The 19,793-nt window shown below is 62.5% G+C and carries 34 protein-coding genes; 26 read left to right on the top strand and 8 right to left on the bottom strand.

Annotation, left to right across the window (positions count from 1 at the left end):
* Positions 1-89: 89 nt before the first annotated feature.
* Positions 90-278 (top strand): hypothetical protein, encoded by a 189-nt coding sequence (locus IB238_RS05485; RefSeq protein WP_192244259.1) that lies wholly within the window; start codon positions 90-92, stop codon positions 276-278.
* On the opposite strand, the gene IB238_RS05490 is transcribed toward IB238_RS05485, so the two are convergent.
* The 7 genes from IB238_RS05490 to IB238_RS24910 all read right to left on the bottom strand — a co-directional run bounded on the left by IB238_RS05490 (position 279) and on the right by IB238_RS24910 (position 2,058).
* The gene (locus IB238_RS05490) at positions 279-479 is read right to left on the bottom strand and encodes a hypothetical protein (protein WP_192244261.1); all 201 of its coding nucleotides are present in this window, start codon (positions 477-479) and stop codon (positions 279-281) included.
* A complete protein-coding gene (locus IB238_RS05495; protein ID WP_192244262.1) occupies positions 472-822 on the bottom strand; it encodes a hypothetical protein in 351 nt (116 codons plus the stop codon). Before IB238_RS05495 ends, IB238_RS05490 begins: the two co-directional genes overlap by 8 nt.
* Positions 819-1,025: a hypothetical protein gene (locus IB238_RS05500; protein ID WP_192244264.1), complete on the bottom strand. Its 207-nt coding sequence runs from the start codon at positions 1,023-1,025 to the stop codon at positions 819-821. Before IB238_RS05500 ends, IB238_RS05495 begins: the two co-directional genes overlap by 4 nt.
* 4 nt (positions 1,026-1,029) lie before the next feature.
* The gene (locus tag IB238_RS05505) at positions 1,030-1,206 is read right to left on the bottom strand and encodes a hypothetical protein (RefSeq protein WP_192244266.1); all 177 of its coding nucleotides are present in this window, start codon (positions 1,204-1,206) and stop codon (positions 1,030-1,032) included.
* A 5-nt stretch (positions 1,207-1,211) separates the two neighbouring features.
* Positions 1,212-1,373: a hypothetical protein gene (locus IB238_RS05510; protein WP_192244268.1), complete on the bottom strand. Its 162-nt coding sequence runs from the start codon at positions 1,371-1,373 to the stop codon at positions 1,212-1,214.
* A 12-nt stretch (positions 1,374-1,385) separates the two neighbouring features.
* Complete coding sequence (locus IB238_RS05515; protein ID WP_192244270.1) at positions 1,386-1,562, bottom strand: hypothetical protein; 177 nt, start codon at positions 1,560-1,562, stop codon at positions 1,386-1,388.
* Between the two features lie 259 nt (positions 1,563-1,821).
* Entirely contained in the window at positions 1,822-2,058 is a 237-nt protein-coding gene (locus tag IB238_RS24910; RefSeq protein WP_192244272.1) for an Arc family DNA-binding protein, read from the bottom strand.
* A gap of 207 nt (positions 2,059-2,265) precedes the next feature.
* Between IB238_RS24910 and IB238_RS05525 the strand changes: the two genes are divergently transcribed.
* Positions 2,266-2,622 (top strand): hypothetical protein, encoded by a 357-nt coding sequence (locus IB238_RS05525; protein WP_192244274.1) that lies wholly within the window; start codon positions 2,266-2,268, stop codon positions 2,620-2,622.
* Between the two features lie 20 nt (positions 2,623-2,642).
* Here IB238_RS05525 and IB238_RS05530 read toward each other — a convergent pair whose 3' ends face one another.
* Positions 2,643-2,987, bottom strand: a complete 345-nt coding sequence (locus IB238_RS05530; RefSeq protein ID WP_192244276.1) for a helix-turn-helix transcriptional regulator — start codon at positions 2,985-2,987, stop codon at positions 2,643-2,645.
* A 143-nt stretch (positions 2,988-3,130) separates the two neighbouring features.
* Between IB238_RS05530 and IB238_RS05535 the strand changes: the two genes are divergently transcribed.
* The 24 genes from IB238_RS05535 (at position 3,131) to IB238_RS05650 (ending at position 19,790) form a co-directional block, all read left to right on the top strand.
* Positions 3,131-3,307, top strand: a complete 177-nt coding sequence (locus IB238_RS05535; RefSeq protein WP_246723482.1) for a hypothetical protein — start codon at positions 3,131-3,133, stop codon at positions 3,305-3,307.
* 347 nt (positions 3,308-3,654) lie between these two features.
* Positions 3,655-4,152: a phage regulatory CII family protein gene (locus tag IB238_RS05540; RefSeq protein ID WP_192244280.1), complete on the top strand. Its 498-nt coding sequence runs from the start codon at positions 3,655-3,657 to the stop codon at positions 4,150-4,152.
* Positions 4,152-4,967 carry a DUF6551 family protein gene (locus tag IB238_RS05545; protein ID WP_246723483.1) on the top strand — a complete coding sequence of 272 codons (816 nt, stop codon included), beginning with the start codon at positions 4,152-4,154 and terminating at the stop codon, positions 4,965-4,967. The genes IB238_RS05540 and IB238_RS05545 overlap by 1 nt, the downstream gene beginning before the upstream one ends.
* Positions 4,960-5,313 (top strand): helix-turn-helix domain-containing protein, encoded by a 354-nt coding sequence (locus IB238_RS05550; protein ID WP_192244282.1) that lies wholly within the window; start codon positions 4,960-4,962, stop codon positions 5,311-5,313. Before IB238_RS05545 ends, IB238_RS05550 begins: the two co-directional genes overlap by 8 nt.
* Complete coding sequence (locus IB238_RS05555; RefSeq protein WP_192244284.1) at positions 5,310-5,582, top strand: hypothetical protein; 273 nt, start codon at positions 5,310-5,312, stop codon at positions 5,580-5,582. The genes IB238_RS05550 and IB238_RS05555 overlap by 4 nt, the downstream gene beginning before the upstream one ends.
* A gap of 38 nt (positions 5,583-5,620) precedes the next feature.
* The gene (locus tag IB238_RS05560; protein ID WP_246723593.1) at positions 5,621-7,018 is read left to right on the top strand and encodes an MT-A70 family methyltransferase; all 1,398 of its coding nucleotides are present in this window, start codon (positions 5,621-5,623) and stop codon (positions 7,016-7,018) included.
* Positions 7,015-7,551 (top strand): phosphohydrolase, encoded by a 537-nt coding sequence (locus IB238_RS05565; protein ID WP_192244288.1) that lies wholly within the window; start codon positions 7,015-7,017, stop codon positions 7,549-7,551. Before IB238_RS05560 ends, IB238_RS05565 begins: the two co-directional genes overlap by 4 nt.
* A 1-nt stretch (position 7,552) precedes the next feature.
* Positions 7,553-7,843 (top strand): hypothetical protein, encoded by a 291-nt coding sequence (locus IB238_RS05570; RefSeq protein ID WP_192244290.1) that lies wholly within the window; start codon positions 7,553-7,555, stop codon positions 7,841-7,843.
* Entirely contained in the window at positions 7,836-8,510 is a 675-nt protein-coding gene (locus IB238_RS05575) for a hypothetical protein (RefSeq protein ID WP_192244306.1), read from the top strand. The genes IB238_RS05570 and IB238_RS05575 overlap by 8 nt, the downstream gene beginning before the upstream one ends.
* Positions 8,507-9,766, top strand: a complete 1,260-nt coding sequence (locus IB238_RS05580; protein WP_192244308.1) for a helix-turn-helix domain-containing protein — start codon at positions 8,507-8,509, stop codon at positions 9,764-9,766. Before IB238_RS05575 ends, IB238_RS05580 begins: the two co-directional genes overlap by 4 nt.
* On the top strand, positions 9,750-10,418 hold the full coding sequence (locus IB238_RS05585; RefSeq protein WP_192244310.1) for a transcription termination/antitermination NusG family protein: 669 nt from the start codon (positions 9,750-9,752) through the stop codon (positions 10,416-10,418). The genes IB238_RS05580 and IB238_RS05585 overlap by 17 nt, the downstream gene beginning before the upstream one ends.
* Positions 10,419-10,692: 274 nt before the next feature.
* Positions 10,693-11,001 (top strand): HNH endonuclease, encoded by a 309-nt coding sequence (locus IB238_RS05590; RefSeq protein ID WP_348648198.1) that lies wholly within the window; start codon positions 10,693-10,695, stop codon positions 10,999-11,001.
* Between the two features lie 87 nt (positions 11,002-11,088).
* The gene (locus tag IB238_RS05595; protein WP_192244315.1) at positions 11,089-11,583 is read left to right on the top strand and encodes an AraC family transcriptional regulator; all 495 of its coding nucleotides are present in this window, start codon (positions 11,089-11,091) and stop codon (positions 11,581-11,583) included.
* Positions 11,583-13,292, top strand: coding sequence for a terminase large subunit (locus IB238_RS05600; protein WP_348648199.1), 1,710 nt, complete (start codon positions 11,583-11,585; stop codon positions 13,290-13,292). Before IB238_RS05595 ends, IB238_RS05600 begins: the two co-directional genes overlap by 1 nt.
* Entirely contained in the window at positions 13,289-14,518 is a 1,230-nt protein-coding gene (locus IB238_RS05605; RefSeq protein ID WP_348648200.1) for a phage portal protein, read from the top strand. Before IB238_RS05600 ends, IB238_RS05605 begins: the two co-directional genes overlap by 4 nt.
* 5 nt (positions 14,519-14,523) lie before the next feature.
* On the top strand, positions 14,524-15,189 hold the full coding sequence (locus tag IB238_RS05610; protein ID WP_192244317.1) for an HK97 family phage prohead protease: 666 nt from the start codon (positions 14,524-14,526) through the stop codon (positions 15,187-15,189).
* A gap of 201 nt (positions 15,190-15,390) precedes the next feature.
* Positions 15,391-16,638: a phage major capsid protein gene (locus IB238_RS05615; RefSeq protein WP_192247383.1), complete on the top strand. Its 1,248-nt coding sequence runs from the start codon at positions 15,391-15,393 to the stop codon at positions 16,636-16,638.
* 64 nt (positions 16,639-16,702) lie between these two features.
* The gene (locus tag IB238_RS05620) at positions 16,703-16,894 is read left to right on the top strand and encodes a hypothetical protein (RefSeq protein WP_192244319.1); all 192 of its coding nucleotides are present in this window, start codon (positions 16,703-16,705) and stop codon (positions 16,892-16,894) included.
* A 2-nt stretch (positions 16,895-16,896) separates the two neighbouring features.
* Positions 16,897-17,472 (top strand): head-tail connector protein, encoded by a 576-nt coding sequence (locus IB238_RS05625; RefSeq protein ID WP_192244321.1) that lies wholly within the window; start codon positions 16,897-16,899, stop codon positions 17,470-17,472.
* On the top strand, positions 17,472-17,807 hold the full coding sequence (locus tag IB238_RS05630) for a phage head closure protein (protein WP_192244323.1): 336 nt from the start codon (positions 17,472-17,474) through the stop codon (positions 17,805-17,807). The genes IB238_RS05625 and IB238_RS05630 overlap by 1 nt, the downstream gene beginning before the upstream one ends.
* Entirely contained in the window at positions 17,807-18,220 is a 414-nt protein-coding gene (locus tag IB238_RS05635) for an HK97-gp10 family putative phage morphogenesis protein (RefSeq protein ID WP_192244325.1), read from the top strand. The genes IB238_RS05630 and IB238_RS05635 overlap by 1 nt, the downstream gene beginning before the upstream one ends.
* The gene (locus IB238_RS05640) at positions 18,217-18,639 is read left to right on the top strand and encodes a DUF3168 domain-containing protein (protein WP_192244327.1); all 423 of its coding nucleotides are present in this window, start codon (positions 18,217-18,219) and stop codon (positions 18,637-18,639) included. Before IB238_RS05635 ends, IB238_RS05640 begins: the two co-directional genes overlap by 4 nt.
* Positions 18,640-18,921: 282 nt before the next feature.
* Positions 18,922-19,380 carry a phage tail tube protein gene (locus tag IB238_RS05645; protein WP_192244329.1) on the top strand — a complete coding sequence of 153 codons (459 nt, stop codon included), beginning with the start codon at positions 18,922-18,924 and terminating at the stop codon, positions 19,378-19,380.
* Complete coding sequence (locus tag IB238_RS05650) at positions 19,380-19,790, top strand: gene transfer agent family protein (RefSeq protein WP_192244331.1); 411 nt, start codon at positions 19,380-19,382, stop codon at positions 19,788-19,790. The genes IB238_RS05645 and IB238_RS05650 overlap by 1 nt, the downstream gene beginning before the upstream one ends.
* The last annotated feature ends 3 nt before the right edge of the window (positions 19,791-19,793 follow it).

Below are 19,793 nucleotides of genomic sequence, written 5' to 3' on the forward strand. Positions count from 1 at the left end.
TCGTGAATAGGGCGGCTTCTGCGATCCCGTGGAAACCGGTTCTTAAGCTTCGGTCAGCGATGTTGGAAAAACGATCTGGAGGGCACAGAATGAGGCTATACGTTTTCTTCGCCGCGCTGGTCCTGATCCTCGCCATTGCTTGGAAGTGGCGGCTTATCGATCCACGCTCCAACCGTCTGCGGACCTCCAACGACGAAAACCGCGTTGGATACGCTCTGGTCACGTTCGTTATGATCGGCTGGATGATCGTAAACTTCACCGGCGTGCTGCCCGACTGACTACTCATCTGCGCCGCCTTCAATCGATGCTGCGGCGGTGGCCATGCTTTCGCGAGCTATCTGGATCTTGACCTCTTTCACGAAGGCGCCGGGGCGTTCCCTTCGGGCGCGGGCCTCGGCGACGAGGCTGTTTCCGGCCTCGATGTCCAAGCTGGTGCCGTCGTGGAAATGGACGCGGAAGGTCGCGAGCGCGTCAGCCATGGCGGCGGCTCTCCTCAAGGGCGCGGGCGTGCATCGTCACGTAGGCAAGCCGGATCGGCTTCATCACCATGTTGCCGCTCTTGCCCACGAACGGCCTGTAGACGGTGATCCCGCGGGCGGACGGCTTCGCGTTGGCGGTTACGGTGGCAGGGGCGGCGCCCTGGGCACGCCAGCCTTTGATGCGCTTATAGACGTAGTTCCGCAGGCGCGTTTCGTCGGCGCCGAATTCCGCGGCAATCGCTGCCACTCTGGTTCCGGCGAGAATGCGGTTGCGAATTTCCGGCTCAAAGGCCGGCGGGACGTAGGCTTCCTTGTGGGCGCCGAATTGAATGGCGGTGCTCATGCGTGCAGCTCCGCCGGAAAGAGGAGCGGATGCAGGACGCCCATGCCGATCGCCGGGTCATCCTGGCGGCGGGCGAAAAACTCGCGCGCGGCTTCGGCAACCGCCAGCTCGGCAAGGTCCTCGACGCGTCGATCGAGTTCTTCGGCTATCTGGCGATAGCGCGCCTCGGTGGCAGCATCGAGCGTGATGGTGATGTGAGACATCGGGTCAGCTCCAGCGGATGGAAAGGAGGATGGTGGCGATCGCGACGGTCGGCACGAGCAGGTAGACGACCAGATTGCAGATGCGGTCGGCGCGGGCGATGGCGGCGCGCCGCCGGTCGATATTCGACCAGTCGGCGTCGATCTGCTCGATCGGGTATCGGGGGAAGCGGGGCTGGCGCATCGGGTTCACCAGAAAAAGGAGAAGAGAAGCGTTGCGGTGATGAAGGCGCACCCCGCGCCGCCAAGGAGGCCGATGATCAGCTGCCGGCGCCTGTCAGCGCGAAGGCGGGCAAGATCACGGGCGATGCTGCGGGGGCATTCGGCAAAGTCGCGGGGTGCCTGGTGCATGGCAGCCTCCGATCAGGCGGCGCGGGCGAAGGTGGCGTTGGCCTCTTCCGTGGCAAAGGTGCCCAGCGTGTCGATTTCGTGCTGGGTGAAGCCCTTCAGCCGGAGATGGTCGGCGTTGCAGCCGTCGCCATGCTCGCGCATGGCGCGGGCCATTTCGGAAGTGCGGCGTTTCTGGGAGGGGGTGAGCATCGTCGTTCTCCATCGTTCGGGTGAGAAGGACCGGGAAGGTGGGCCGCCGCCTGGGAGGAGGAGTGACGGCGGCCCTTTCGCGGCCGGAACGACGCCAAGAGTTGCACAGCATGCAACTTTCGTCAAATCGAAAAATTGCACGTTATGCAACTTATTTGTTGCACGATATCCGAGCAAGGGCGAAGATCGCCCTTATGGGTATGACGAATGTCAGATTTGGAATGGCGGCGCCGCTCTCGTTTCTAGCGGTCGCGAGTGGCTATTCGCCCTGCTGGTGCTGGCCTTGTCGCTGCGCTGCAAGGACTTCGCAGACTACATCGGTGATGAGCTGCTTGAGGTCGGTCGGCGCGTTGATCGTCGGCGCGTCAAAGGAGGCATCGAGGCGGGCAAGGATCTCCGCCGTCATGGATCTTCGATTCTCTTCAGCTGCGCCCGCGATCCTTGCCTTGAGGTCGTCGGGTATCCGCAATCTGAAATGGAGATCGTCGCGAGCCATGGCGCACCAATGGCACAAAAGCTACTTCTCCGATATGCCGCACGAATGACACACCAATGGCGTTTGGCCTTGCATTAGGTGACGCTAAGCATTTGGATAGGATGGCAAAAGAGAAGCTCACGTCACGCGGTGCGAGGGTGTTACCGTCCTGGCGTTCGGCGCATGGCATGAGGCTCTCGCCGGCAGTTCAAGAGTTGAGGAAATAGCATGGATGAGGAGGTGTGCGATTGTTGCGAACGTTCGGGGCCGACAATGGTGTGTGGTCGGAAAAGCGGGCAGGACGCGGATCCGCTCATGGTGTCAATTGCGGCCTATCGGCTGGCGCTTTTGGACTTCGTGGAAAATGCACCGGATGATGACAAGGGGCGTGACACCTATGCCGCGACCTCCTACGAGCCGCCTCGGCAGAGGATTGCCGACTGGCGTATGCCTGCACGTTGTCGTGCTGCAGCGATAGCTGCATTGCGGTTGGCTGTTGATGCAGAGCAGGAGGGGGATTATGCGCTCGTCGGCCCGATGATCGGCTCAGCCCTTGGATTTCTGGAAAGTGTCGATGTGCGGTAGATGCCTCAGATCGGCACGGGTCAATTATCCGTGCCGGTCTTTCCTAGGTCCTTAAAGAGGACCTTTAGCATCTCGATGGCCTGCTCCCGCTGTTCGTTGCTTTTTCCGGCAAAGAAGCGTGCCAGCCAATCCTCGTCCGGATGCCGAAACAGGCCGTGGACATCGGTGTCGAACAAGGCTGCAAGTCGTTCAAGGTAGTCAGTCTTCGGGACAATGCCCTTGAACCAACGTGAGACCAGGCCCTTGTCTGCTCCGATCTCGCGCACGATGTCGGCTTGCGACAGGTTTCGCTTTTCCGCCCATTCGACGATGAAATGGATGCGGGTCGGCGTCTTTGTGGCGTGAATCGTTTCGATGTTGCTCATGATGCAACTTTATCCAAAGCAGACTTAGATTTCGTTATACTAAAATGCATCATGTCGCCTTGCCAAAAGTTGCAACTTATGCAACTTAAGTCGGCATGACGTACGCTTCGGAGATAGCCAAGTACCGCGAAAAGCATGACCGAATGTCCCTTGAGGCATTCGGACAGCTGTTCACGCCCGCCGTTGACAAGTCGACCGTGCTTCGCTGGGAGCGTGGAAACGTAACTCCGAAGCGCGCGATCGAAATCGAGCGTGTAACCGGAATCTCCCGTCACGTACTGTTGCCCGAATTCTTCGGGGTGCCGGAGGCCGCCGAATGAGCGCGGTCTTTTCGCACATCCTGTTTCTGCAAGGCGTTCCCCTCTGGCGCGAACTTCCCCGCGCTTGCCTTGCCACCTGGTGCCGGAGCCGGAGGGAACAGCCCGCCGCTCCGGCCCATTCTTCTCCATTCCGAATCCGCACGCAAACCCGTGCCGTGCGGTGCCCCGAGCCCGGCGGGCGGCGGACCTCGATGCCCGCCGGGCGTTTCCGTTTTCTATTTCGATTGGCATGCGGGCCTCCGTGATCTGAGGCCCTGAGTTTTCACAGTTTTGGACCCTTCCCGCCACGGGAAAACCCGCCCGGATTTCCCGGGGCGGGAAAGGCATTTTCTTGTCCGGAGGACAGCATGAGCGATGCAACGATGTACCGCCTGAAAGCAGCGCAGCGCGACCTGGTGGAAGCCTGCGGCGGTGTGATGCGCACGGCGGAAAAATGCGGCTATTCGAAATCGAATGTTGGCCGCTGGTTCGACCCAAACGATCCGACGCTGATGCCCCTGCCGGCGATCATCACGCTGGAAGCCGAATGCCAGCGCCCGTTCGTCACTGCCGTCATGGCCGAGGCGAACGGGCGCCGCCTGACTGATCCCAACCAGGAGCGCGCCGCTGATGTCTCGGTTCTGACGAGCCATGCGGAGGTCATGCGGCAGGCGTCTGAGCTGATGAACGCGATGGCGTTGGCGATGGAGGATGGGCGGATCACGCCGGCCGAGGCGACGACAGTCGACCGGATTGCTTCGGCGCTGGATGCGGCCTCTGCCAACCTCCGCAGCTCGCTTGCGTCGGTGAAGGCACGGCAGGGCGCCGTTGCTCGGCTCTCCGTCGTCGGCGGGGAGGGTGAGTGATGCGGTCGATCGACGCCCTCAGCCTGCCGGACATTGCGCCGGCACCTGTTCCGGACTGGATGCCGGAGATCCGCCATGTCGATCCGAGAACGCTTGTTGTCGACGAAAGCTACCAGCGGGCGCTTTCCGAGCGTTCCGTTCGCCTCATCCGCAAGATCGTGTCGCAGTGGGACTGGAGCGCGTTCAAGCCGCCAGTCGTCGTCGATGTCGGTGGCGCGCTCGAAGTGATCGACGGTCAGCATACCGCGATCGGCGCCGTGACCCATGGCGGTATCGCGCAGATCCCGGTTCTCGTCGTGCGGGCTGTCGAGCGCAAGAACCGGGCCGGCGCCTTCGTCCGCCACAACCGCGATCGCATCCAGGTAACACCGACGCAGCTGCATACAGCGCTCGTCGAGGCCGGTGACGAAGATGCGATGACGATTGCGCAGGTCTGCCAACGGGCCGGGGTAACGATCCTGAAGAACCCGCCGCCGATGGCGCGGTTCAGGCCGGGCGAAACCATCGCTGTCTCGACGATCGGCGCATTGGTCAACCGGCGGCACGCGGCAGGAGCTCGCAAGGTTTTGGAGATCTGCGTGCAGGGGGGGGCATGCCCGATATCAGCGGACCTGATCAAGGCCGTCGAGCATCTTCTTCATGCTGCCGAATACAAGGGCGAGTTGCAGGCCGATCGTATCGCCCTTCTGATCTCGTCCCGCCTTTCCACGCTGGAAGCAGAGGCAAAGCGGTTCGCAGCGGAGCGGAAGTTGCCGCTCTGGCGGGCGCTCGCCTCGGTGCTGTTCATGAACCGCAGAAAGGCGCGCCATGACTGACGCCGACCTGATTTCCGAAAACGAGATCCTGCGAGAGCGCATTCGTCAGCTGGAGTCCGCGCTGTGCCCGGACAGCGTGCGGGTGCCGGTCGAATGGCTGCTGACCTCCTCGGAGGCAAAGGTCTTTGCGCATCTGGCATCGCGTGATTTCTGCACCCGCGAATCGATCCTCCTCAGCATGTACTCAGACCGGGTCGACGAGGCACCGGAGCCCAAGATCGTCGATGTCTTCATCTGCAAGCTGCGTCGCAAGGTGAAGCCTTTCGGCGTGGCTATCGACACGATCTGGGGCAGGGGGTGGTCGCTGCAGGACCGAAACCGGTTCTGTGGGGAGGTGGCTGCATGATGCGCGCTCCCGTCCAGAAAATCCCCTATGCCGGCAAGGAACGGCCCGGCGCTTACATCCCGCCGGGACCGATCGGCCTGCGCGGCGTGGCGCTGCTGCGGCGTGTTCGCGCGGCGGATGGTCCTTATCGATGCGAGCGCAATGCCGACGCCATTGCCTGGCGCTGCATCGAGGCGGGCATGGTTCGTCTCGACAGCCGCGATGATGACGTTCTGCATCTCACCGAGAAGGGCCGCGCCTATCTCGATCGGCTGATGAGGGCTTTGTGATGGCGCTTTCCCTTGGTGAAGAACAGCGCCGCATTCTGATGTCCGCCACTGAAGCCGGTGAGTACCGGTGTGATGGCGAGAGCGAGCAGGCAAAGGCGCGCAAGCTGAACAGCAAGGGGCTGCTTTCGCGCGATCAGCAGGACGGTTTTCTCTGGCGGCCGACCGACGAGGGGCGCCGGGTGGCGGCCGATCTCGCCGTTGCCTCGCCTTCGGCGGCACCTGCTGCAGTGCCGGTCTCCGATGGGCCGGTGCGGCTGCCCCATCATCCGCTCGCCGGCCTTTTTCCGATGCTTTCGGAAGATGAGCTGCGCAGGCTTGCCGACGACATCGAGATGCGCGGGCAGGAGGAGCCGGTCTGGCTGCTCAACGGGCAGATCCTCGACGGCCGCAACCGGGAGGCAGCCTGCGCGCTGCTCGGGATCGATGCCTGGACGAAGGAATATGACGGCAACGATCCGCTCGGCTTCGTGCTGTCGCTCAACCTGCATCGCCGCCACCTGACGGAAAGCCAGCGCGCCATGGTGGCGGCGCGGGTCGTCGACTGGGAGCGCGGCATCAATCAGACGACAGCCGGGCCTGCAAATTTGCAGACCCGCGAGGCTGCCCGCCGGCTCTCGATCTCGGAAAGGGCGGTGGCTGCCGCCAAGCGCGTTCGCGACAACGGCGTCGAGGCGCTTTCCGATGCAATCCGCGATGGCCGGATTTCCGTCCATGCCGGCGAGGCGATCAGCCATCTGGAGCGCGAAGAGCAGGAAAAGGTGCTTCGCGAGGAAGAAAAGAAGATCGTGCAGCTCTCCAAGGAGATTCGGGCGAAACGCGCGAAGACCCGTCACGAGGGCCGGTTGCGGCACATGGCGCTGGTCGCCACCGCCGGACAGGCGACGGCGGGCGTGATCGGCCAAAAGTATCCCGTCATCTATGCGGATCCGCCCTGGCAATTTGCTGTGCGTTCCGAAGTGACCGGCCGCGAGAAGAGTGCGGAGAACCACTATCCGACGATGCCGACCGACGAGATCTGCGCGCTGTTCGACAAGATCGGCTCGCCGGCCGGGCGTGATGCGGTGCTCTTTCTCTGGGCGACGAACCCGATGCTGCCGGATGCGCTGCGTGTCATGGCCTCCTGGGGATTTGCCTACGTTCATCACTGGATCTGGGACAAGGAAATCGCGGGCACCGGCTACTGGGGTCGCGATCGGCACGAGCTTTTGCTTATCGGCCGGCGCGGCGACGTGCCGGCGCCACTGATGGGATCGCAGCCGGAGACGGTGCACCGCGAAACCAAGGGGCGGCACTCGGCCAAGCCCGACTTCTACGCAGAAACAATCGAGCGGCTTTATCCGGGCATTCCCCGGTTGGAGCTGTTCTGCCGTGCGCCGCGGCTGGGCTGGGACGCATGGGGATATGAGGCGGCGACGCCGGAAGGGGAAATGGTATGAACGACCGTGTCGGCGACTGGATTCAGACCTTCACCGGCAAGCGGTTCTATCCGCTCGATCCCCGGGAAGACGATATCGACATCCGCGACATAGCGCATGCGCTGTCGATGCAGTGCCGGTATGCCGGCCATTGCCTGCGCTTCTACAGCGTGGCGGAACACAGCGTGCTGCTCTCGCGCTTCTTGCGTCCGGAGGGGCGCATGCTGGCGCGCTGGGCGCTGCTGCACGATGCCAGCGAAGCCTACATTCTCGACGTGCCGAGGCCGCTCAAGCCATTCCTGACGAACTATCGTGGGATCGAAAGCGGCATCATGGATGTCGTTGCCAAACGGTTTGGCCTCTACAGCACGATGCCGCCGGAGCTGAAACGGGCGGACGATCGCATTCTTGCCGACGAGGTAGCGCAAAACCTCGGCCCGCTCAAATGGGACCACGAGCCGGGGCCGAAACTCGGCATCACACTGCAATTTTGGACGCCGGCAGAAGCAGAGCACGCCTTCCTTGAGCAATTCGCGTTGCTGGAGGTGGTGTGACATGGCTCATCCTGTCAGTTTCCACGGCGCAAACATGCGCCTGTTGCCGCCGGAAGGCTCCGAGAACGTTCAGGAGCTGGCGACCTTCACCAATGGGTTTTGCTCGGTCTCGTGCTGGCAACTGGAGCCGGACGAGCTAGCGGAGATTGCTCGCACCGGTCGGATCTACGTTTCCATTTTCAGTGGTCGTTCGCAGCCGCCCGTCTTCGTTGGCAGCGAAGACACCGTGCGCGGGGTCGTCGTCGACTTCGGCGGGGTTTGGAAGCGGGAGGGTGGTGATGTCCATGGCTGACCGTTCTTCCCTTCGCATCCTCGTCGCATGCGAATTCTCTGGCACGGTGCGCAACGCATTTCTCGCCGAGGGCTACGATGCGTGGTCCTGCGATCTGCTGCCGAAGGAGAATGGCAGCAACCGGCATATCACTGGAGACGCCCGACAGATCCTAAACGATGGTTGGGATCTGCTGATCGTGGCGCATCCGCCCTGCACGAGGCTTTGCAATTCCGGAGTGCGTTGGCTATCGACGCCGCCGCCCGGAAAGACGCGCGAACAGATGTGGCGCGAGCTGGACGAGGGGGCGGCGCTGTTTTCGGCGTTCTGGAATGCACCGATCGAGCGCATCGCCATCGAGAACCCCGTTATGCACCGGCATCCGAAAGAACGCATCGTCGATTTCCAGCCACCGGCACAAACGGTCCAGCCATGGTGGTTCGGAGAGCCGTTCTTCAAGGCCACCGGGCTCTACATTCGCAACCTGAAGCCGCTCACGCCGACGGATCGCCTGTTGCCGCCGCGCAGCGGGACAGACGAACACAAGGCGTGGTCTCGGGTGCATCGCATGCCGCCGGGCCCGAACCGGGCGAGAGAGCGCTCGCGCTTCTTCAAGGGTATTGCGACCGCCATGGCGCAGCAGTGGGGCGAGCAGGCACTTTCCGAGATGCGGAGGGCGTCGGCATGAGCGAGGCGACAATCCGGCGTGGCGTTCGCAATGCGCGCTATGCGGCCATTCCTAACCATGTATTCGAGGATGCCAGGCTTTCGATGGAGGCCCGATGGCTGCTGGGCTATCTCCTGTCGAAGCCGGACAACTGGACCGTTGTCGTGGGTGACATCGTCAAGAAGGGCGGCTGCGGGCGCGACAAGGCGCGCAAGATGATCGCCGAACTGGTCGAAATTGGCTATGCCGAGCGCGAACAGCAGCGTGACGATGGCAAGTTCGGTTCGTCCGTTCTGGTCATCTTCGACGAGCCGCGCGGGGCAGAGGCGGCCGGCGCAGGGGCCGATCCAGAGAGTGTTGCATTTCTACCGCAGACTGATTTGCCGGCGCCGGTAATGCCGTCGCCGGTTTTGCCGGCGCCGGTAAAATCGGCACATAGTAATAACTCATATCTAGCAAATACTGAGAATCAGGGTTTGAGAGAGGGCGGGCGTGAGGCTTCGGATGATCGGAGCGAGGAAAGTGCCGACGAGCTTGCCGAAAGCGCTGCTGCCATCGAAAAGGCCTTCTGGCGTCTGGTGAAGGGTTGGCCCGGCTTCGACGGCATGCCGAAGCGGCCGGCGCAGATGGCTTGGACGAAGCTCTCGGCCGAGGAACGACAGCAGGCGGCCGACAAGTTCTCCGCCTGGCTCGCGCTGCTGAAGGCGCAGAAGAAAACCCATGTGCCGGCACCAGCGACCTATTTCGGCGAAAAGCTCTGGCAGGCCGTTTCCGATCAGCCGGAACAGCCTGCCGGGCCGAAGCTGGCGGCCCCCTACGGCAAGCTCTGGATGACGGCACGATTCTCCGACCTGCACCGCAAGGCCTATGGGCCTGTCGCCAGCATGACCGCTTTCGAGCAAAGCCTTGTGCGGGCCGGAAAGACGACGAGCGAGGCGATTTATCGCGACAAGGTTCGCCGCAGCGGCTGGACCGTAGTCAACGCCATGCACGAGCGGGCGGCGGATGCAAAGGGCTATCCTTGCCCGGCGGATCTGCTGCCGATCGCCGATGGCTTCCGCCAGGTGCATCGTGACGGCGATCTCTATGCGGCTTGGCGGCGGGAACACGAGCGCCGCGGATGGCCCTTCCTCGACGATACGCGACCGCCTGAGTGGGTGCATTTCCCGGCTGTTGCGGATGGCTGGGAAACTGATCCGGACGCAGCCGTCCAGGCGGCGATTGATGATTTTGCGGTGAAGCTCAGAGAGGTACGAGGCGATGAACATGCGGCATAGGTTCACAATCAGCGACAAGGTCGACCAGCTGCGAATTGAGCAGGAGCTTGCCCGATGCACTTCGCTCCGTTCCATCAGCGCTTCCATGCTCTCGATGGCGGGGGCGAATCAGTCCGGAGAGCGGGTGTGGTTCGTGCTCCAGACGTTCGCGAACAAGGAAAAGGCTGTGGAAAATACGCTTCGCGCCGCCGGCGTGCTCGCCTATTTGCCGTTCATTCCGGGCGGGAAAAAGGTTCGTCGCGGTCGTGTCGCGCACTGCGCAGACCGTCCGGCACTGCCGGGATACATCATGGTTTCGTTCGTTCCGTCGCCGGCGGCGATTGCCGGTTTGCTTCGTGTGAAGTTCGTTGATGACTTCGTTGGCGGGGCGGAAAAGCCTCATCGGATTCGCGATGAAACCATGAATCGTTTCAAGGTGCTGCTGGGTGAGTGGAGCGATGTCAAAGCCCATGCCGAGGCTTTCGCAGCGGGCGACTGGGTGCGTTTCGATGAGGGACCATTTGTCGGTTATAGCGGCCATATCAGCCGGATCCGCAAGATGGTGTTGGTACGCGGAATGCGGCCTGTCGGCGTTGAAGGTGTGGTGGAAGTGGAGATCAACGGCAAGCGGTCCTCGATCACGACGCCTCTTGCACTGCTGGTGAAAATGTGAGTTTAAATCCCATCGGATGATCTGCTGATCCTGAGCAAGCGTTTGAGCCGCCCACAAGATCGGGCCGCAAGAGAGGGAAACCTCCACGTGGGTACGCCGGGCAGACCCTTCCCTGACAGCCTCGCATAGAGGCACCGAGTCGGGGCCAGTGCTACCGCTATGACCAGACGACAGACGAGGCGGCCGGAAAGGTCGCCTTTGTTGTGTCTAGGGTATGGGCAGGCTCTCCACCATCAAACCACGGATAGGGATGTTGGCTCCGAGGATCGGTCGAGTGCCTGGTGATGAGCAGGCCCGCCTTCGTGAGCGTGACCAGAACGTATCATGGCGCAGCTGGTACAAGACCGAGCGCTGGCGGAAGCTGCGGCAGAAGATCCTGCTGCGCGACAATTTCACATGCAAGCAGACCGGCGTGCTGTGCATCGGCAAGTACCCTGCCGACAATAGCCCGGTGATTGACCACAAGGTTCCGCACCGTGGTGATGAGCGTCTGTTCTGGGATGAGGACAACCTGCAGGTAGTCAGCAAGGCCTACCACGACAGCGAGAAGCAGAAGCAGGAGCGAGCGCAGGCTCGGTGGTGATCTGGCGCAAGGGAGGGGGCGGGTCAAAAGTCTGGAGACCCTCTCGCTCCCGGACCCGCGTCCCCCTCACGCAGAGATTTTTTTCGGATGGACACGATTTTAGACCTGTTCGGGCATCCGGTCCCGGCATGGAGAGGCAAGCGTGGCCGGCCTCCTTATGAGCCGACCGAGGCTGATCGCAACAAAATCAAACTGTTGCTGGCGCTCGGCTGGTCGATCGAGCGGCTGGCGAATGGGATCGGCGTCTCTCCGGCGACGGTGAAGCGGTATTTTAGAGCCGAGCTGAAAGAGCGTTACGCCATGCGTGACCGCTTGGATGCCCGGCGCTTCGAGATCGCGATGGAGCACGCGAACGCCGGCAACGTCGCGGCGCTGAAGGAGCTCGGGAAGATGATCGAGCGATCCGACATGATGGACGCCGATCGCAACATGCGCGATGCGCAGCGTGATCGGGCGACCACCGGGAAGGCCGCCGAGAAGCTTGGCAAGAAGGCGGCCCAGAAGCATGCCGCGAAAACAGCCGGCGCAGATAGCGAGTGGGGTAGCGACCTGCTGCCGGGCGTGCATCGGAGCGTGCAGTAGTGGATACGGCCTGGATGCCGGCGTCGACCTGGTCGACGGCCGTTCCCGACTGGAAGGAACGGATACGCGGCAAGCGGTCGCTCATCCCCGATCTGCCGCTCTACGATGCCGTCGCAGAAAAGGCGCTCCGCATCTTCAAGCGGCTGCGCGTACCCGACATCATCGGTAACCCGACCTACGGCGAGGCTTGCGACGAGTGGGTGTTCGATTTCGTCCGCGTCGTCTTTGGCAGCTACGATCCGGAAACGAAACGCCGCGCACTGCGCGAGTTCTTCCTGCTGGTGCCGAAGAAGAATGGCAAGTCCTCCATCGCGGCTGCGATCATCGTCACCGCGGCGATCCTCAACGAGAGGCCGGAAGCGGAACTGCTGCTGATCGCACCGACGAAGCAGATCGCGGATATCTCGTTCAAGCAGGCCGTCGGCATCATCCGGCTCGACGACGAGCTGGCGAAGCTATTCCATCCTCAGGATCACCTGAAGAAGATCACGCATCAGAACACGCTCGCCGTGATCGCGGTGAAGGCTGCCGCGGCCGACGTCATCACCGGCTCGAAGGCCACCTACATCCTGATCGACGAGACCCACGTCTTTGCCGCGATCGCCAAGGCGGCCGATATCTTCGTCGAGATCCGCGGATCGTTGGCGGCGCGGCCAGACGGGTTCCTGCTGCAGATCACGACCCAATCGAAGACGCCGCCGGCCGGGGTATTCAAGGCGGAGCTGCAGAAGGCGCGGGACGTTCGCGACGGCCTTTTCGACTTCCCAATGCTGGCCGTGCTCTACGAGCTGCCGGCGGAGGATGCCGTCGACGGCGGCTGGAAGCGGCGCGAGACCTGGGGTCTCGTCAATCCGAACCTGAACCGGTCGGTCAACGAAGACTATCTCGCCGGCGAGGTCGCCACGGCGGAGCGCGAGGGGCCGGAGAAGCTGGCGCTGATCGCCTCGCAGCACTTCAACGTGGAAGTGGGCCTCGGCCTGCATGCCGATCGATGGGCCGGGGCGACGTATTGGGAAGTGGCAGGGCGCACCGACCTGACGCTTGATCGCATCATGACCGACTGCGACGTTTGCGTCGTCGGCATCGACGGCGGCGGGCTCGACGACCTGATGGCGATGGCTGTGATCGGGCGCCAGCGTGAAACGCGGACGTGGCTCGCGTGGGGAAGGGCCTGGGCGCATCCGGACGTGTTCGAGCGCCGCAAGGAAATCGCCCCGCGGCTTCGGGATTTCGAGCGCGACGGCGACCTGGTCGTCTGCGACGAGGTCGACCAGGACATCACCGAAATCGCCGACATCTGCGAGCGGCTGTTCGTGGCCGGAAAGCTGCCCGAAAAGGCCGGCATCGGCCTCGACGCCTTCGGAGTCGCCAGTCTCCTCGACGCACTGGCCGAGCTTGGCATGGCCGGCGACCTGACCATGGCCGTCGGGCAGGGCTGGAAGCTGCAGTCGGCGGTGACGACGCTGCCACGCAAGCTGAAGGACCGGACCATACAGCACTGTGGCCAGCCGCTGATGGCGTGGGCGGTCGGCAATGCCAAGACCGAGCTGAAGGGCTCAAACTACATCGTCACAAAGCAGGCGGCCGGCGCGTCGAAGATCGACCCGCTGATGGCGCTGTTCAACGCGGCGATGCTGATGTTCCTCAACCCGGAAGCCACGGCGGCCGGCATGGATGATTATTTCAAGAGCCTGACAGGTGCGCCGTGAGGGTTATCAATAGGATCAAGAGCGCCATCGTTCGACGCCTGACGGTGCGCGAGCCTGACGGCTGGTATCCCGACAGCATGCGCGGCGATGCCGGCGAGATTGTCACCGATGGCACGGCCCTTTCGTTGTCTGCGGTCTGGGCTTGCGTGAACCTGCTCGCCGGAACGATCGCCAGCCTTCCGCTGATGGTCTACCGGACAGATGCGCAAGGGCGCAGGGCTGTCGCGAAGGATCACAAGCTCTATCGAGTGCTGCACGACAGCCCGAACTTCGACCAGACGGCCGTCGATTTTTGGGAGTTCGTCAGCGCCTCGGTCGAACTCTGGGGCAACGCCTATGCGCGGGTCGAGCGTAGCGCCGGGCAGGTCTCTGGCCTTCATCCGGTAGCGCCGAGCCTTATGTCGGTTCGGCGTCTTACCAGCGGCGACATTGAATATCGATGGACTGAGGACGGCAAGAGCTACGTCGAGACCGATCGAACCGTGCTTCATATCCGCGGCTTTGGCGGCAACCCGCTTGGCGGCATGTCGACATTGCATTTCGCGCGCCATGCCTTCAGCCTTGCACGCGCCGTCGATCGATCTGCCGCGGGAATGTTCAAGAACGGGCTACGCCCTTCCGGTGTTCTGACGTTCGAGAACTGGCTCTCGGAAGAACACAGGAAGCTCGCCGAGGCAAAGCTGACCGAGAAGTTCCTCGGCGCGATGAATGCCGGGCGGCCGCTGATCCTCGAAGGTGGGACCAAGTGGCAGCAACTGACGATCGCACCGGAAGACGCGCAGATGCTGGAATCGCGAGGCTTCTCCGTCGAGGAAATCTGCCGGTTCTTCGGGGTTCCGCCGTTCATGGTCGGCCATACGGAGAAGTCGACCAGTTGGGGCACCGGACTCGAGCAACAGACGCTCGGCTTCCAGAAGTTCACTCTGCGCCGCAGGTTGAAGCGCATTGAGCAGGCGCTGGAGAAGCAGTTGCTGACGCCGCTGGATCGCGCAGCTGGCATCACCATCGAATTCAACCTGGAGGGCCTTCTCCGGGGCGACAGTGGCGCAAGGGCGAGCTTCTACCAGTCGGGCCTGAACAATGGCTGGATGACGATCAACGAGGTCCGCGCGCTGGAAAACATGCCTCCTGTCGCGGGTGGCGACGTCCCGCGCATGCAAATGCAGAACGTCCCGATCACTCAGGCGGGCCAGCAACAGCAACTCCCGGCGCCGAACGAGGAATAGCGCACATGAAAACCAAGGATTTCGCCCTGCAGGTTAAAGGCCTGTCGGAAGACGGCACCTTTGAAGGCTACGGCTCAATCTTCGGCAACGTGGACAGCTACGGCGAAAAAGTTATGCCGGGGGCGTTCGTGGGCTCGCTTGCGAAGCATCGGCGCGAGGGTTCGAGTGTCCTGATGCTGTGGCAACACAACGCGGATGAGCCGATCGGCGTATGGGAAGACCTGGCCGAAGACGCAAAGGGCCTCTGGGGCAAGGGCCGGCTTATCCTCGAAGTTCAGAAGGCCCGCGAAGTTCACGCCCTGATGAAGGGCAAGGCGATCGGCGGCCTCTCCATCGGTTATCGCGAGGTGAAGGTGACGCCGGACGGCAATGTCCGAAATCTTGATGAACTGGACCTGAGGGAAATCTCGCCGGTCTCGTTCCCCGCAAACCGCCGCGCCCGCATCGAGAGCGTCAAATCGGAGCGCATGGAAGAGTTTGCTTGTCGCCTTCGCGATGGAGACCCCATGCCCATCAAAGATTTCGAGGACATCCTGCGCGAGGCAGGCGTCCCGAAGAGCATGGCCGTAGCGATCGCCTCGCACGGCTATGCCAAGGCCATTCGGAGCGAGTCCGAGGGCAGCAAGGCGAATGAACCGGCCGCATTCCTCCAAGCCCTCCTGCGCGGCTGATCTTCCTCCCTGTCCAGAAAGGACACCACAATGAAACGTCATTTCTTCACCACGCTTGCCGTGGCGATGCTGGCTGTCGTGGGCGTGCTCACGGCGACCGGCGCTCACGCCGCCGCCGGCCTCGTCAACCCGGCTGACCTCGCCACTCTGGCGCCGTATGCTGCAATCGGAGCCGCCGGCGTTGCCCGTGTGGCTTCGTCGATGATCGGTCCGCGCATCTTCTTTGCCCCGCCCGATGATCTTGGTGGCGGAGGTGTTTCGCCCGAACAACTGGCTGCACAGGTCAAGGCCAAGTTCGACCAGGCGATTGATGCTGTGAAGTCCATCGCTGAGGATGCGCTCGGCAAGGCCAAATCTGGCGAGGAACTGTCTACATCGCTCAAGGAGAAGGCCGACGAGGCTCTTCTGAAGATGAACGGTCTGACCGAGCAGGTCGCCGAGCTCGAGCAGAAGATGGCCCGTGCCAAGGGCGACGGCAAGGATGCCGTGAAGTCCATCGGCGAGCAGTACGTCGAATCGGAAGGCTTCACGTCGTTCCAGGGCGCCGGCTTCTCGAAAAGCCACCGTGGCGGGAGCCTGCAGGTCAAGGCGACCCTGACGTCGGCGACAACCAATGCCGCCGGCTCCGTTGGCGATGCGATCCAGAATACCCGTCTCCCGGGCATTCTTCCTCTTCCCCAGCGCCGCATGACCGTTCGCGATCTGCTGTCTCAGGGCCAGATGGACGGCAATACGCTGGAGTATGTCAAGGAAACCGGCTTCACCAACAATGCCGCTCCGGTGGCTGAAGGCGCGGCAAAGCCTTCGTCGGATCTGAAGTTCGATCTCATGACGACGTCGGCCAAGGTCATCGCCCACTGGATGAAGGCGTCGAAGCAGGTTCTGAGCGATATTTCACAGCTCCGTTCCATCATCGACCAGCGCCTTCTCTACGGTCTGGCTTATGCCGAAGAGGCGCAACTCCTGAACGGCGACGGCACCGGCCAGAATCTGCTCGGGCTTATCCCGCAGGCCACCGCCTATGCGGCGCCGATCACGCTTTCCAGCCCGACCAGCATCGACATGATGCGTCTGGCGCAGCTGCAGGCGGCACTGGCGGAGTATCCGGCAACGGGTCACGTCATGCATCCCAGCGACTGGGCATGGGTTGAGACGCTGAAGGACACGACCGGGCGCTACATCATCGGCAACCCGCAGGGCACGGTTACGCCGACGCTCTGGGGGCTGCCGGTCGTCACCACGCAGGCCGTCTCGGTCGACAAGTTCCTGACCGGTGCCTTCAAGCTCGGCGCCCAGGTTTTCGACCGCTGGGATGCTCAAATCGACGTCGGGTACGAGAACGACGACTTCACCAAGAACCTTGTGACGATCCTGGCAGAAGAGCGGCTCGCCCTGGCGGTCTACCGTCCGGAAGCGTTCATCTACGGCGATTTCGGCCGCGTGACCTGATCAAGTTCGGCTCATCAAGGAGGGCGGTTCGCGCCGCCCTCCCTATGAACCGAAGGAGATAGCGATGAAAACCTATTCAGTCATTCGCCAGCACCTTGGCGACAAGATGTACATGCCAGGCGACAGGCGCGAGGCGGCAAAGGCTGACGTCGCGCATCTCGTTGCCAATGGCGTTCTTGTGGAAGGTGACAAGGCCAACAGGGCACCGGCAAACAAGGCCGAGAAGTCCTCGCCCAAGAATAAGGCTGCCGACTGATCATGCTCGCACCCGTCCGCACCGTCGCGCCTGCGATCACGCCCGTCTCGCTCGCCGAGGCGAAGCAGCATCTGCGCGTTGATCATTCCGATGATGACGCCCTGATCACGGCGCTGATCGCGGCTGCGGTCGACCATCTCGACGGCTGGACGGGCATTCTCGGTCGCTGCCTGGTCGAGCAGACGTGGCGGCAGGATTTTGAGCGGTTCGCTTCCTGCCTGCCGCTACCGCTCGGCCCAGTGATTGGGATTGTCAGCGTCATGTCGGACGCCGGGTCGGTCGATCAGGCGAGCTATTCGCTTGTCACCGACGCCGGGGGCAGGGCGCGCGTGGAGTTCGCCTCTGGCGTTTCGGTGGCGGGTCCTGTCAGCGTCACCTATGAGGCGGGCTATCCGACGACGCCGGAACAGCCTGGGTCGCCGGTAGTGCCGGAAAAGAGCACTGTGCCTGATGGGCTCAAGCTGGCGATCGTGCTCCACGTTAAGATGAACTACGAGACGATGGAGCCCGCGGCGCGAGACTCCTACCAGCGCGCCTTTGATGCGCTGATCGCGCCCTATCGCAGGATCAGCGTGTGATGGAGGCCAATGATCTCTTCCAGCGTGTCGCCTTCGACCTACGCCCCCCGATCGACGACGGCATGGGCAACACTCAGGGTGATTGGCAGGAGCAGTTCCAGTGCCGGGCGGCTTATCGTCACCTGCGCGGCGGCGAAAGCATCATGGCTGGCCGCCTACAGGGCAAGCACACACAGATCATCACCGTGCGCGCCTCGTCGCAGACGCGGGAGATCACAACCGACTGGCGCGTGAGAGACACGCGAACCGGCGACGAGTTTAATATCCGCGACGTGACGCACGAGAACGGTCGGCAGTGGATCTCGCTGCTCATCGAGCGAGGTGTGGCCGTCTGATGGTGCAGGGTCTCGCTCGGCTCAACAAGAAGCTGACGGTGACATTGCCGAAGCGTGTCGAGGCGGCGACCCGGAAGGCTATGGAGACCGGCGCCAAAGAACTGGTCGAGATGATGAAGCGGCTTGTCCCTGTCGATCAGGGTGACCTTCGCGCCAGCATCGGCTGGTCGTGGGGCGCGCCTCCGAAGGGGTCCGCAATAATCGCCAGCAGCCCATATGATAGCCGTGGAATGCGCATCGTCATCTACGCCGGCAACAAGGAAGCCTATTACGCCCGCTGGCAGGAATTCGGCACGGTCAATATGGCGGCCAATCCATTCTTCTTCCCGTCCTGGCGGTCGCTGCGTAAGCGGATCAAGTCACGTATCACCCGCGAGATGAAAAAGGCGGTCAAGGCGGAGTTCCCGGCATGAGCGTAGCAGTCGAACTGCAAAAGATGGTCTTTGCCGCGCTCAAGGCGGATGCTTCGGTGTCGTCGCTGATCGGCGGGCGGGTCTACGACCGGATACCGACTGGTACAAACGGGAAGGTGACGGCGACGTTCCCTCATGTCGGCTTCGGTCCCTACGATTTCGTGTCTGACGATGCTGATTGCATCACCGCAGGAGAACACACGCTGCAGATCGACATATGGAGCCGTGCCGTGGGACGTGGCGAGGCGAAGCAGATCACCGATGCCGTCCGGCGCGCGTTGCACGGCTACGAGGCCGACATGGGTGTATATCGCCTTGTCGAGATGAGGACTGATTTCGCGCGGGTGATCGGTGACCCAGATGGCCTGACCTCGCACGGCATCGTCACCGTAACGGCTGTGATAGAGGAACCGGCGTGATGGCATGGATGATCGTCCATACGGAAGGTAACTTCCGCCGGCCTCGGTCGGTCTACTCGTTCAATTTTAAGCCAAGCCCGGAGCCTCAAGAGCGCCCGCGTGACGTCGTGGACTATGCGGTCTCGAAAGGGTTGGCCACGGAAGTCCCGTCTCCGACCAGAGAGCAAGCCAAAGCGATCAAGCAGCGGCGCACCCGGGCGAAGTAGCCCTTCCACTTGAAACCGGGCGCAAGCCCTTCCTGGCTGGACGATCTCCGGCCCCTTGCCACATGGAGAGAAGACAATGGCTGCGCCAAACTTCCAGCGCTTTCACGAGTTCGTTGTCGAGGTCGAGACCGACACGCCCGGCACCTATGCCAAGATTTGCGGGATCACCGGTCGTCAGGTGAACCGCGCCCTCGCTCTTGAAGAGGTCCCTGTCCCGAAAGATTGCGATGACGAATCGGCCGGCGTGGAAATGCTGGTGGAGACTGGCGCCCTCGTCGTCACGGTCAGCGGCACCGCGAAATGGGCACGGCAGTCCCACGAGATGATGATGGACTGGATTTACCTCAAGCAGCGGAAATCGATCCGTGTCGCGCATGTCGCGGCAGCAGCTGGGGATACCGAATATGAGACCGGCTTCGCCTACATGACGGCTCTCAACGACAGCGGCGAAATCCAGGGCGAGGGCAAGGTCGTCACCCGTGAGATCGAGTTGCGCTTCGACGGCGAGCCGACACGCACGGCAAAGGCCCCCTGATGCGGGGCTCTGAAACGATCGCATGGGCCGGGGGCGAGCATAACTTCCGGCTCGGAATTGGCGAACTGCGCTCCATTGAGCAGTTGAGCGATGCGGGTGTCGCCGTGGTGTTCATGCGGCTGATCGGCCAGCAATGGAAGATCGACGACGTTCTTGGCCCGATCCGGCTCGGCCTGATGGGCGCAGGCATGATCGAGAGCGAGGCGAAGGCCGTCCTCAACCGTGCATCGACGACACACAGCCCCTATGCGTTGGCAATCACCTCCGCCGAAATCCTCCGCCGCTTCATCATGTGGGAGGGAGAGGACGCGCCGGGGGAGCCGGAGGCGGGGGAGGCAAACCAGCGCCTGACCCGCTCCGAAACGGAAGAACCCGATGGTCCAGCTACTACCGCGCCGGAGCTGTCTTAGGCT

Origin of the sequence: Rhizobium sp. ARZ01 (assembly GCF_014851675.1) — a bacterium.
Classification (GTDB): domain Bacteria; phylum Pseudomonadota; class Alphaproteobacteria; order Rhizobiales; family Rhizobiaceae; genus Mycoplana.

Excerpts from the sequence above, each read along its gene's own strand:
- IB238_RS05485 (WP_192244259.1), top strand. The coding sequence starts at position 90 with ATGAGGCTATACGTTTTCTTCGCCGCGCTGGTCCTGATCCTCGCCATT.
- IB238_RS05490 (WP_192244261.1), bottom strand. The coding sequence starts at position 479 with ATGGCTGACGCGCTCGCGACCTTCCGCGTCCATTTCCACGACGGCACC.
- IB238_RS05495 (WP_192244262.1), bottom strand. The coding sequence starts at position 822 with ATGAGCACCGCCATTCAATTCGGCGCCCACAAGGAAGCCTACGTCCCG.
- IB238_RS05500 (WP_192244264.1), bottom strand. The coding sequence starts at position 1,025 with ATGTCTCACATCACCATCACGCTCGATGCTGCCACCGAGGCGCGCTAT.
- IB238_RS05505 (WP_192244266.1), bottom strand. The coding sequence starts at position 1,206 with ATGCGCCAGCCCCGCTTCCCCCGATACCCGATCGAGCAGATCGACGCC.
- IB238_RS05510 (WP_192244268.1), bottom strand. The coding sequence starts at position 1,373 with ATGCACCAGGCACCCCGCGACTTTGCCGAATGCCCCCGCAGCATCGCC.
- IB238_RS05515 (WP_192244270.1), bottom strand. The coding sequence starts at position 1,562 with ATGCTCACCCCCTCCCAGAAACGCCGCACTTCCGAAATGGCCCGCGCC.
- IB238_RS24910 (WP_192244272.1), bottom strand. The coding sequence starts at position 2,058 with ATGGCTCGCGACGATCTCCATTTCAGATTGCGGATACCCGACGACCTC.
- IB238_RS05525 (WP_192244274.1), top strand. The coding sequence starts at position 2,266 with ATGGATGAGGAGGTGTGCGATTGTTGCGAACGTTCGGGGCCGACAATG.
- IB238_RS05530 (WP_192244276.1), bottom strand. The coding sequence starts at position 2,987 with ATGAGCAACATCGAAACGATTCACGCCACAAAGACGCCGACCCGCATC.
- IB238_RS05535 (WP_246723482.1), top strand. The coding sequence starts at position 3,131 with ATGTCCCTTGAGGCATTCGGACAGCTGTTCACGCCCGCCGTTGACAAG.
- IB238_RS05540 (WP_192244280.1), top strand. The coding sequence starts at position 3,655 with ATGAGCGATGCAACGATGTACCGCCTGAAAGCAGCGCAGCGCGACCTG.
- IB238_RS05545 (WP_246723483.1), top strand. The coding sequence starts at position 4,152 with ATGCGGTCGATCGACGCCCTCAGCCTGCCGGACATTGCGCCGGCACCT.
- IB238_RS05550 (WP_192244282.1), top strand. The coding sequence starts at position 4,960 with ATGACTGACGCCGACCTGATTTCCGAAAACGAGATCCTGCGAGAGCGC.
- IB238_RS05555 (WP_192244284.1), top strand. The coding sequence starts at position 5,310 with ATGATGCGCGCTCCCGTCCAGAAAATCCCCTATGCCGGCAAGGAACGG.
- IB238_RS05560 (WP_246723593.1), top strand. The coding sequence starts at position 5,621 with ATGTCCGCCACTGAAGCCGGTGAGTACCGGTGTGATGGCGAGAGCGAG.
- IB238_RS05565 (WP_192244288.1), top strand. The coding sequence starts at position 7,015 with ATGAACGACCGTGTCGGCGACTGGATTCAGACCTTCACCGGCAAGCGG.
- IB238_RS05570 (WP_192244290.1), top strand. The coding sequence starts at position 7,553 with ATGGCTCATCCTGTCAGTTTCCACGGCGCAAACATGCGCCTGTTGCCG.
- IB238_RS05575 (WP_192244306.1), top strand. The coding sequence starts at position 7,836 with ATGGCTGACCGTTCTTCCCTTCGCATCCTCGTCGCATGCGAATTCTCT.
- IB238_RS05580 (WP_192244308.1), top strand. The coding sequence starts at position 8,507 with ATGAGCGAGGCGACAATCCGGCGTGGCGTTCGCAATGCGCGCTATGCG.
- IB238_RS05585 (WP_192244310.1), top strand. The coding sequence starts at position 9,750 with ATGAACATGCGGCATAGGTTCACAATCAGCGACAAGGTCGACCAGCTG.
- IB238_RS05595 (WP_192244315.1), top strand. The coding sequence starts at position 11,089 with ATGGACACGATTTTAGACCTGTTCGGGCATCCGGTCCCGGCATGGAGA.
- IB238_RS05610 (WP_192244317.1), top strand. The coding sequence starts at position 14,524 with ATGAAAACCAAGGATTTCGCCCTGCAGGTTAAAGGCCTGTCGGAAGAC.
- IB238_RS05615 (WP_192247383.1), top strand. The coding sequence starts at position 15,391 with ATGATCGGTCCGCGCATCTTCTTTGCCCCGCCCGATGATCTTGGTGGC.
- IB238_RS05620 (WP_192244319.1), top strand. The coding sequence starts at position 16,703 with ATGAAAACCTATTCAGTCATTCGCCAGCACCTTGGCGACAAGATGTAC.
- IB238_RS05625 (WP_192244321.1), top strand. The coding sequence starts at position 16,897 with ATGCTCGCACCCGTCCGCACCGTCGCGCCTGCGATCACGCCCGTCTCG.
- IB238_RS05630 (WP_192244323.1), top strand. The coding sequence starts at position 17,472 with ATGGAGGCCAATGATCTCTTCCAGCGTGTCGCCTTCGACCTACGCCCC.
- IB238_RS05635 (WP_192244325.1), top strand. The coding sequence starts at position 17,807 with ATGGTGCAGGGTCTCGCTCGGCTCAACAAGAAGCTGACGGTGACATTG.
- IB238_RS05640 (WP_192244327.1), top strand. The coding sequence starts at position 18,217 with ATGAGCGTAGCAGTCGAACTGCAAAAGATGGTCTTTGCCGCGCTCAAG.
- IB238_RS05645 (WP_192244329.1), top strand. The coding sequence starts at position 18,922 with ATGGCTGCGCCAAACTTCCAGCGCTTTCACGAGTTCGTTGTCGAGGTC.
- IB238_RS05650 (WP_192244331.1), top strand. The coding sequence starts at position 19,380 with ATGCGGGGCTCTGAAACGATCGCATGGGCCGGGGGCGAGCATAACTTC.